Source organism: Rhodococcus sp. UFZ-B548 (assembly GCF_903819475.1).
In the GTDB taxonomy this organism is placed as follows: domain Bacteria; phylum Actinomycetota; class Actinomycetes; order Mycobacteriales; family Mycobacteriaceae; genus Rhodococcus_F; species Rhodococcus_F erythropolis.
The window spans coordinates 1-8,526 of record NZ_CAIJDS010000101.1 but is presented as its reverse complement, the minus strand read 5'-3'; the positions used below and the strand labels follow the sequence as shown (position 1 = coordinate 8,526).

The 8,526-nt window shown below is 55.8% G+C and carries 5 protein-coding genes; 1 reads left to right on the top strand and 4 read right to left on the bottom strand.

The features are described 5' to 3' along the window. Positions 1–172: 172 nt before the first annotated feature. The 4 genes from H7C86_RS36050 to H7C86_RS36035 form a co-directional block, all read right to left on the bottom strand. Complete coding sequence (locus tag H7C86_RS36050) at positions 173–2,581, bottom strand: AAA family ATPase (RefSeq protein ID WP_182263433.1); 2,409 nt, start codon at positions 2,579–2,581, stop codon at positions 173–175. Beyond that, on the bottom strand, positions 2,578–3,147 hold the full coding sequence (locus H7C86_RS36045) for a hypothetical protein (protein WP_182263432.1): 570 nt from the start codon (positions 3,145–3,147) through the stop codon (positions 2,578–2,580). The genes H7C86_RS36050 and H7C86_RS36045 overlap by 4 nt, the downstream gene beginning before the upstream one ends. Beyond that, positions 3,147–4,850, bottom strand: coding sequence for an SIR2 family protein (locus H7C86_RS36040; RefSeq protein WP_182263431.1), 1,704 nt, complete (start codon positions 4,848–4,850; stop codon positions 3,147–3,149). The genes H7C86_RS36045 and H7C86_RS36040 overlap by 1 nt, the downstream gene beginning before the upstream one ends. Before the next feature lie 184 nt (positions 4,851–5,034). Next, positions 5,035–7,800: a DNA methyltransferase gene (locus tag H7C86_RS36035; RefSeq protein ID WP_182263430.1), complete on the bottom strand. Its 2,766-nt coding sequence runs from the start codon at positions 7,798–7,800 to the stop codon at positions 5,035–5,037. Positions 7,801–8,224: 424 nt separating this feature from the next. Between H7C86_RS36035 and H7C86_RS37075 the strand changes: the two genes are divergently transcribed. Then, positions 8,225–8,526 (top strand): hypothetical protein (locus H7C86_RS37075; protein ID WP_220463510.1); only part of this gene is annotated, 302 nt, incomplete at its 3' end.

The following is an 8,526-nucleotide window of genomic DNA, read 5'->3' as shown; positions in this document are numbered from 1 at the left end:
CACAGTGAACCCGAGCGCCCTGTTGCCCATCCATGCCTCCACGATCACGCATCATCTCACCAGTAGTGATGCGTTGACGTGTTGAGACCAAGATCGATTCTCGACAATTTCTATCGAAGCCTCTTACCCCGAGAGAGTCGCAAAGCCCTGTGCTCCAGGGCCGTATGACTCGTCATACGGCGATCGCTGAATCGGGAATCCAAGTGATGCGTTTGACCCCTCCGTCCTCAGCATCCAATTGGGTGCCAAGCTCTATCGTGATGAGTTCATCGCCCTCAAATGCAGGACTCAGCTCAAGAGCGAGATACTCGAAAAGCTCTCGCTCGTGGACTGCGATGACGATCTGTCGCTTGTGCTGCTTCGAGAGAACTCGCATCAGTCCTGCGAACTGTGCGATGTGAACCTCGTCCATTGACTGAACGGGATCATCGAAGACAAGACACGGCACGAGGGGTTCGACCGCGAGGTGCAACGCAATAAATAGGGACAGTGCGGCAGTATTCAGATTTCCCGCACTAAGCATCATCTGAGGCGATCCACCGGTTTTCCCGGATGTGTGGACGGTCTCCAAAGTCAGTTCGAGAGCGCTCTTCGAGGATGTCGGGATACCGAAAGTAGGAACGAAGTACTCGTGTGGTGCTAGTCGCGTGAATACGCTTCGCCATACCTCATTCAGCGACTCCGTGAACACACGATGCACGATTTCCGTGCGCGCTTGCGCCGCTGCATCGTGTACCACCCTCGCCACGGACTGCCGGCGCTTTGCCTCCGCAATACGCGCGTCCCATACGGACTTGTGTTCGGCGGCCTGTGCAACAGCGCCTTTGAGATCCTCGACTCGAGTGTTACAACGAAGCATTTGGTCCAAGGTCTCGTTGGCAGTTGCGTATGCCGCCGTGAGTGTCTCCGCCCGTACAACCCGTTCGTCTGCAATCTCCGCGAGTTTTCGCCAGGCGTCCTGTAGGGGCTGATCAGGACTCGGTCCATCGACATTGAGGTCCCTGGCGAAATTCTGAAGTTCCGCCCTTACTTCTTGCGTGTCTCGTGCGACAGCTTCCAGTTCGCCCAGCTGCGCCTCGGCGTCGCGGAGTCTCGACCTTAGCTCGGTCAGGTGGTCGATAGCCGGCTGAATCACCTGCATGCGCCTCTGGAGGCTGGCGAATGCAGTCTGTTGTGAGCGGGCTTCCTCAAGTTGATCATCCGCCAATAGATGCCCTTGAATTTGTTCCAATGTTTGCGCGTCGCGCTGCAATGCTGCCGTCGCAGCATCCCGTTGCTCGCGAAACTGTCGAAGTTGATTCCCTTGTGTAGTGAGTGCCGTGATCTTGCGATCAATATGGGATGTGAGATGCGTCGATGACACCTCACCGAATTCTCGGTCGCACACCGGACAGATATCGTCAGTGGAATGCTCGCGAAGGGCGGCTAAACCCTCAACCATCGAGCCAGCCTGTTCCTGAGCCTCAGCGAATTGACCTTGGAGCTCCAACAGCGAAATGCGACGTCCAGCGAGCTGATTTTCCAGTTGTTTCATCTCGACTACAAGCGCATCCTGACGAGCAATACGGCGGTCGATCCTCTGCAGAGCGTCAGCGATCATCATCGCCGCGTCGCCGGATAACGGAATTCCCAGTCCGACGGTGTCGGCATGCAAAGCGTCTATTGCCGACCCGTGCTCATCTAGCCAGAACTGCTGATCCACAGACGCGTTTGCAACTGAAGCGATCGCTTCTTCCAGACGTAGCGCAGCCGGACGGGTCAACAACCCGTCGATACGGCCGCCCAGAGCGGTCAACGATCTGCGAATTGACACGGCCAATGAATGGTCGTCCGTCGCCCTGTTTGTCCGCAATAGTTGCGTCACCTCTTGGATAGTGCTCGGATCGTCCAGATCGGGCAGGGAATATCCAATGGCGCCCATTGCTTCGGTAAGACGGTCCCACGAACTAGCCAGCTCGCTTCTTGCAGACTTAAGGTCCGCGGTTGCTTGAGATAGGTCCGTCGCAGCTCGTTGAGCGTCTTTATCTGCGCTCGCGAGTGGTTCGGACAGTCGTTTTAGTCGGCGAAGATCATTCGCGTCGGACAGTCCGAGGCGAAGAGCATCGAGTTGCTCCAGTCCAAGCAATTCGTTGACGAATCGAGCGAGGGCTGACTCCTCTTTCCCCTCTCGATACTGATAGAGATCGAGCAATTGGCCGAGTGATACCTGATCCAGGTAACAACGTTCGGAATAGAACTGGGCAGCATTTGCATCAAGCGCGTGTACACCTTCAATTCGGCTTCCCCCGACTGTCATTCGTTCAGGCGTTCGATCTCCGCTGAGCTGATCAGAGACTTCTACGCTGACGGTCGCGAATTCGCGACCGTGGAACGGAAGGTGGGCTGTATAGCGCGGGTCATGGCGGCGCATGCTGCGAATTTCGCCCGTCAGTGCGAGCTCAAGCGCCGAGAGCACGCTGGTCTTGCCAGCGCCGTTGTGACCGTGAAGTAGAACGATAGGTGCATCAAGCGGAAGTACTCGTGTGCCTTCGAGTCGCCGGAAGTCGTTGATGGATATGCTGCGAAGCGGTACGTCGGTCATACACCACTCTCTTCGCTCGACCCGTCGCGTACCGCGGCGTCGATATATCGACGCAGTGATTCTTGCACCTCGTCGGGTCCGACTTGTGCTGCGTCAATAAACTTCTGGTGCTCCTTGGATAACGCCCCGCCTAACTTCTCGGCCACTACAGCAAGAGGTGGTCGCCCCTGCGACTGCTCGGCTGGAAGGTTCAACGGAAGCAGTACGGCGACCGCGCGGCTGATCTGCTCGGGGCGAGGGTCCTCGCTCTCGATGGTCAGAACGCGAGCGTGCTGCTCAAGACTGGCCGTTGTCCGCGCGTCAGTCGTCGTGCCAATCAGGACGAGGCTCACCGGACGTCTCGACTCAACTTGATCGAGTGTGCGACTTAGGCCCGACAATAGCCGGACGAGACGACTCTTAGGTGTATTGCTCGTGGCCAAGACCACCAAATCATGCGAGATGCCTGTGCCCTTAACGGCAGCATCGAAATCAAAACTCGATCCGGCCACTACAAGTGGCCTGGGTAGTCGCTCGAAGCCTGCGTTCTCGAGTACTTGGAGCACACTCTCGGCACCCATCTCCATCACAATGCACCTTCCAACACAAAGGCTTCGAACAGCTCGTCAACAGTGCTAACAGACGCGCACATGGTCTCTATATCTACCTGACGAGCACCGCTTTTGCCGCTTCGCCCGTAACGGGCCCGTGGCGAGCGAGTTCTCGGACGGTAAGCGGCTTCGGCTTGAACTACAACCACTTCGGCATTCTTCATATCGACGGTTCCTGCGAGCTCGAGCTCCGACAACACCCGAGCGTCACGGACAATGAAGATCTTGGACGTACGTCCTCCCTTTTTCACTCGCAAAACGCCGTCCACGGGACTGGTCAGGCAACCAGGCTCTAGAGTCCATTCTCGGTTTAGTAATCCTCGACCGAGAAGCGCGATTGCGAGAGCAAAGCGTCCGAGAGCCGCATGCGGAAAATCGGGATCTCGTACGGCGTCCGCTATCGGAGCGACAGAAACCGGCACGTATGGCGCGGGGTTTGGGATACTGCCCTTTCTGAACACCGACAGTGCAAGAGTCAGTGCGGATACGACTGCGTCTGTGAACGATCGAGGATCTGCGTCCGCCTTCTCACCCAACGCGTCCCGAACGCCACGAATGTCCGCCTGGAGTCGCTCCAACTCCGGGTCAGACAGGTCAAGTTCTGTGATGTACCCGATCAGCGCACTCAATTTGTCGGTGAGTGTGAACATCACCAGACCGAGAAGGGTCGGCTTAGCGTAAGCGCCGAGCAATGCTGACGACTCGATAGCGTGGCTATTCGCGGAGAATTCGTCACCGTAAGTAACCCTCATCATGTGCTTGTGATGGTGGTGAAGCTTGTGCTCAGCAAATACGACGGCGGGTGGTTCGGTCGGCCAGCTGCGGGCCAGGTTTTGGCTTGCCTCGTGCAGAACTGTGTGAATATTGGCATCTTGTGCTGAGAGCCCGACAACGAACGCTGGCCGTGATGCGAACAGATGCTCAAGGTGGTTTTTCATCATCTTGTTTTGCGGCTTTGTAGTCCAGCCAGATATCTGCGACTTGCGTGCGATCAGAAGGTTCCGATACACGCCTGGGTCATGCGCTGACCGCACCGCGCAGCCGTGAAATTTCACCAGCTCTGCCCGGCGACCAGGCGCGGCGAAGTCAGCAGCCTTCACGATCACGCTAAGCACTCCATTGTCTCCGACACCGAGGCGTTCCATCGCCGCCTCCACCAGTCCATCCCAGTTCGTGGTCAGAGCAGATCGCACCACACCTTCGAGCATCAAGAGCGCGACGCATAGGTGCTCGACGTCCGGATCCAAGTTCGGGGCTCCGTAGGTCGAGGATACTTTGAGCCCGTCCCACACGAGGAAATCATTATCTTCGCCTTTGACTTGCACGTCGAGGACGTCCGCGTACCGGTCGACGAGGCGTTGGACGATGTCCCAAAGGCCCGGCCATGTGCTGACGGCCATTGTGAAATCGATCGACTCGCGAATTGCCTCTGGCACCGCAGCAACCTCAAGGACCTCGTCAAGGGCAATCTTGAAGCGACACGTCGGGTCGGTCGCATCAATGCTCGTTTGAAGGAAATCCAGCATCCGCTCAAGTAACTTCGGCACGCCCGGCACAACATCACGCGAAATTCCTGACCCAAGCCACAACACGTACTCGCCGCGAACAAACGCAGAAGCTGCATTGGCAAATTCGTTATCGAAGCACTCAAGGACCTCTGAAACGGTATTCCGTGGCATTGGCGTCACGACGCTGAAGCACTCATCATCGTCAGAGCGTAACTGGTCGGCAGACGCATGCCCCCAGGCATGTGCGATGCACAGTCGCCGATCGGGACTATCTCCACTTATCTACACGAGACAGATACCGGACTGAATTCAGCAGAACGCACACATCAGCGCCGACCCAAATGATCAAGTTCGGCTACGTCTCCCCGAACGGCTCATACCTGAGCTTCCCAGATGCGATCCTCATATTCAGTCCATACAGCTCGGTGACGATGGCTTCCCGGTCGTACGCAACACCTGGCTCCCAGCCATAGGCGAGACAGACTGCATGATCGAGCCGAATATGCGCGTCCTTGAGCGCTGCGAAACCGCCTTCGTCCATGAGGTTGTAGATCGCGGTCAAACCACTGAGCTTCTTGCCCTGCTCAATGAGTTTGTCGCAAGCCTTGCGGCGCTCGGTGACAACATCGCGTGCTGCCTGCTCAATCGCTTTACGATGCTTCGATTTCGGATCCGGGAATGGGAAAGTCCACAAGGCCGATTTAGGCGTGTACCGCAAGTCTGACTTGAGTGTCGAACTCAGTGTCCAGGCCCATGCGTCGTGAACTACCGATGTAAGGACACCGAAAGTCCAATCATCGTCGCGGGCAATGACATTTGTGGCATCGCTTGGGCACCAGCCAAGATCAGACCAAGTGAAGAGGAGTCGTTTTCCATGCCTACCTACGGATGCGAACCGGTTAAGACCACCGATCGCTGTACGCATCTCCGGTCGTGGCCGATCGAATCTCCACCATCGCTCTCTCAGATTTTTCGCTGTGTGCGTATCGCGATCCGGCTTTACGCGTCGACGCACGATGTCCAGTGCTGCGGGGAAGGCCATCGCGTCCTCTAGTTCCATCGTGCCGAAATCGATGATCCATCGTGTCGGTTCGTGATGTGGATCGTTCGCAATGTCCTTGCTGATCAAGTACCGCTTGATGACCTTGCTGTAGTCGGCGTCATTGCGTGCGAGGAGGTCACTGGCCTCCCTGTCATCAAGAATGAAGCCGCTGCCGGCCGGCTTGCAGCCTTCGAATCCAATCCCAAGATTCTCCTTCAGGGGCAACGCTGTTCGGACGCCCGACCCCTCTTTCAAAAAGGCTGTAATTCCAGGAACTTCCACTTTGTCAAGTAAGAAATTGACAGGCTTCTTTTTCGGATTCTTGACCCAGTTTACGATCGAAACATGAACCGCTGCATCGCCAGACCAGACCTGGCTTGAGATTGCGTCAGTAATAACGGCACCTTGGCCGATGATGTGGTCAAGTCCCGCCACACGGGATTTGTTCTGCCTAATGGAGTTTGTACCAACAAGACCTGCACGTGCTCCGTCCGCAAGGTTCTCGTGAGCCTTCCGAATCCAGTACACACACATATCAACTATCCCACAGTTGAATTTGTCAGTCAGAAACGTCAGATACGGATCTCCGTTTGTTACACGAATCCGCGACGCGCCGATAAATGGCGGGTTACCGATGATCGCATCCACCGGCGGCCAATCGGCATCCAACGCATCTGCTTCAACAATTTTGTGGAGGTTGTGGAGGGGAAGAGGATCATCACCCACGACTCGCAGTTCACGAGCCATCTGCGCATGACCCATCCAGATCGTCAAGCGAGCGATCTGCACAGCGAAGGGATCCACTTCGATTCCGTACAAATTATCCACAGGGTAGAAGGCATAGCTCAACTGGTCAGCCTTGCCTGAATTTTTCCGAAGTTCATCGATCCGTTCTTTGGCGTACTCCTCCAGACGGCGAATTTCTCGGTACGCGACATAGAGAAAGTTTCCACTGCCACAAGCAGGGTCGAGGACCTTGAACTGGCACAGCTCACTCAGAATCTTCTCTGCTTGAAGCGTCTTCGTCGCTCCATCGATCCGCTCTCGCCATGGCCGCAAAATAGTGGGCTCAACGATCTGCATGATGTCTTGTTCGTGTGTGTAATGCGCACCAAACATTCGACGCCGGTCACCGAGGCATCCTTCGAAAAGGGAACCAAAGATCGTCGGATTGACATACGACCAGTCCTCCCCCGCGGCATCGCGGAGATCAGTAATATCCAAGAGGTGCAGCGGGATGTATGCGACAGATTCCAGAAGGCCCCCGTTCACATATGGCAGCCCGGCGAGTATTCCTTCGCTACGCTCCAAATCATTCTTGAAGTTCATCGCGGTGAGAAAATTTTGAACCTCTTTGCCAGCGGATCGCTGCTTAAGAGTTCTTGCATCTTCCTGCAGCGCCTTGAGCAAAGAAGTGAATCTGTGGTCTGGAATTAAGCCAAGATCTTCTGCAAACATCGCCCAAGTACATTGTACAATAAATCGCCTGAGATCGTCCTCGCTAATCTTTCCGTCGCGAAGAACCTGCTTGCTAAGTCGGTTGTATAAATCAATCATTCGCTCACTGGCTGCGAGAGTCACCTTCTTGCCCGGACCGCCGTATACTGGGTCGGATCCTCGGCCGGTAAGAAAACTCAGCGAATCCATGAATCCGGGGAGTTCTTCGATGCGGAACTCATCAACTGGAGCGTTGGGGTAGCGGCCTGGCTCCCAAACTTCAAACTTCTGGAACGAACACAGGATGGTGAACCGCGGCGCGGGCTGATCCGAATTCGCCGAGTTACGCCAGTAGTCAAGTAGCTGCGGGCGATGCTCTGCGAGTCTGATCGTTTCGGATGGAGACTTCATCTCGATGATGCATACGCCGTCCCAGTACAGATCCATGAAACCGCGACTAGCGTCGCGGGCTGTGTGCCTTTCAAATTCGGCACCAAGCTTCATAGCGTCGGGCTCACCGGTATAGGCCTCGATCAGCTGGTTCAGAAATGTCTGGGCGCCGGCCTTCTCTGTGCCCTGGTAGTTGCGCCATGTTGCTACGAACTCATTAAGCGCGTCTCTAGTCTCATCGTGTGTCCGCATGTCTCTACCGTCCTGCTCGTTGGGTTGAGAGAGCGGAGGGAAGGAATCGGTCTGTACGCACGTCACACAACGTATACGAACTACCTTGACCCCAGGGCACGGCCTGCCTGCAAACAAACGGGAAGGCAACTATCAGCGGTCATCTCGGCGAAGTAAGTAGTGACTGCCACCTTCGAAACCGAATCGCGAATCCGAAGGCAAGACGACTGGATTTTTCAGAAGACTACCGCGCTGGCCATCATTCGGGCTCAACCATTGTCCCAATCTGGCGGCTGAACCAATCGAGTCCGTGGACTGATACGGGTGGTTCAGTCGAAAGCAGACGTCTGTCATTTGATCCTTCTCAGAGCTCCCACACGCCCGGCCGCCGACTCGGTTCCGATGGGACGAAAAGGGCCTCTCCCGTCTGCCCTACGATTCACAGGTGTGGACGACCCCCGATTCAGATGCGCATGAACGCTACAAAAAGTTACCCGAGCCACTGAAACTAACTCGATATTTAAGGTTATTGGAGCCGGACGTCGTGGGCGATCGGTTGTCTCGTTCTTCTTCGAGCGTCATCGTGTCGGTCTCACCGATCCGACGTCGTTCATTGGGAGATGCAATCAAATCGACAGGCAGCAACCGAAACGAGCTTGAGAGCGATTCTGCGGGTTTGGGTGTGCGTTTTTACCATCGTCATACCGGACGATCGGAAACGGGCTTCTGTGTGAATTTGACGTGGGG

Excerpts from the sequence above, each read along its gene's own strand:
- H7C86_RS36035 (WP_182263430.1), bottom strand. The coding sequence starts at position 7,800 with ATGCGGACACACGATGAGACTAGAGACGCGCTTAATGAGTTCGTAGCA.
- H7C86_RS36050 (WP_182263433.1), bottom strand. The coding sequence starts at position 2,581 with ATGACCGACGTACCGCTTCGCAGCATATCCATCAACGACTTCCGGCGA.
- H7C86_RS36040 (WP_182263431.1), bottom strand. The coding sequence starts at position 4,850 with ATGCCACGGAATACCGTTTCAGAGGTCCTTGAGTGCTTCGATAACGAA.
- H7C86_RS36045 (WP_182263432.1), bottom strand. The coding sequence starts at position 3,147 with ATGGAGATGGGTGCCGAGAGTGTGCTCCAAGTACTCGAGAACGCAGGC.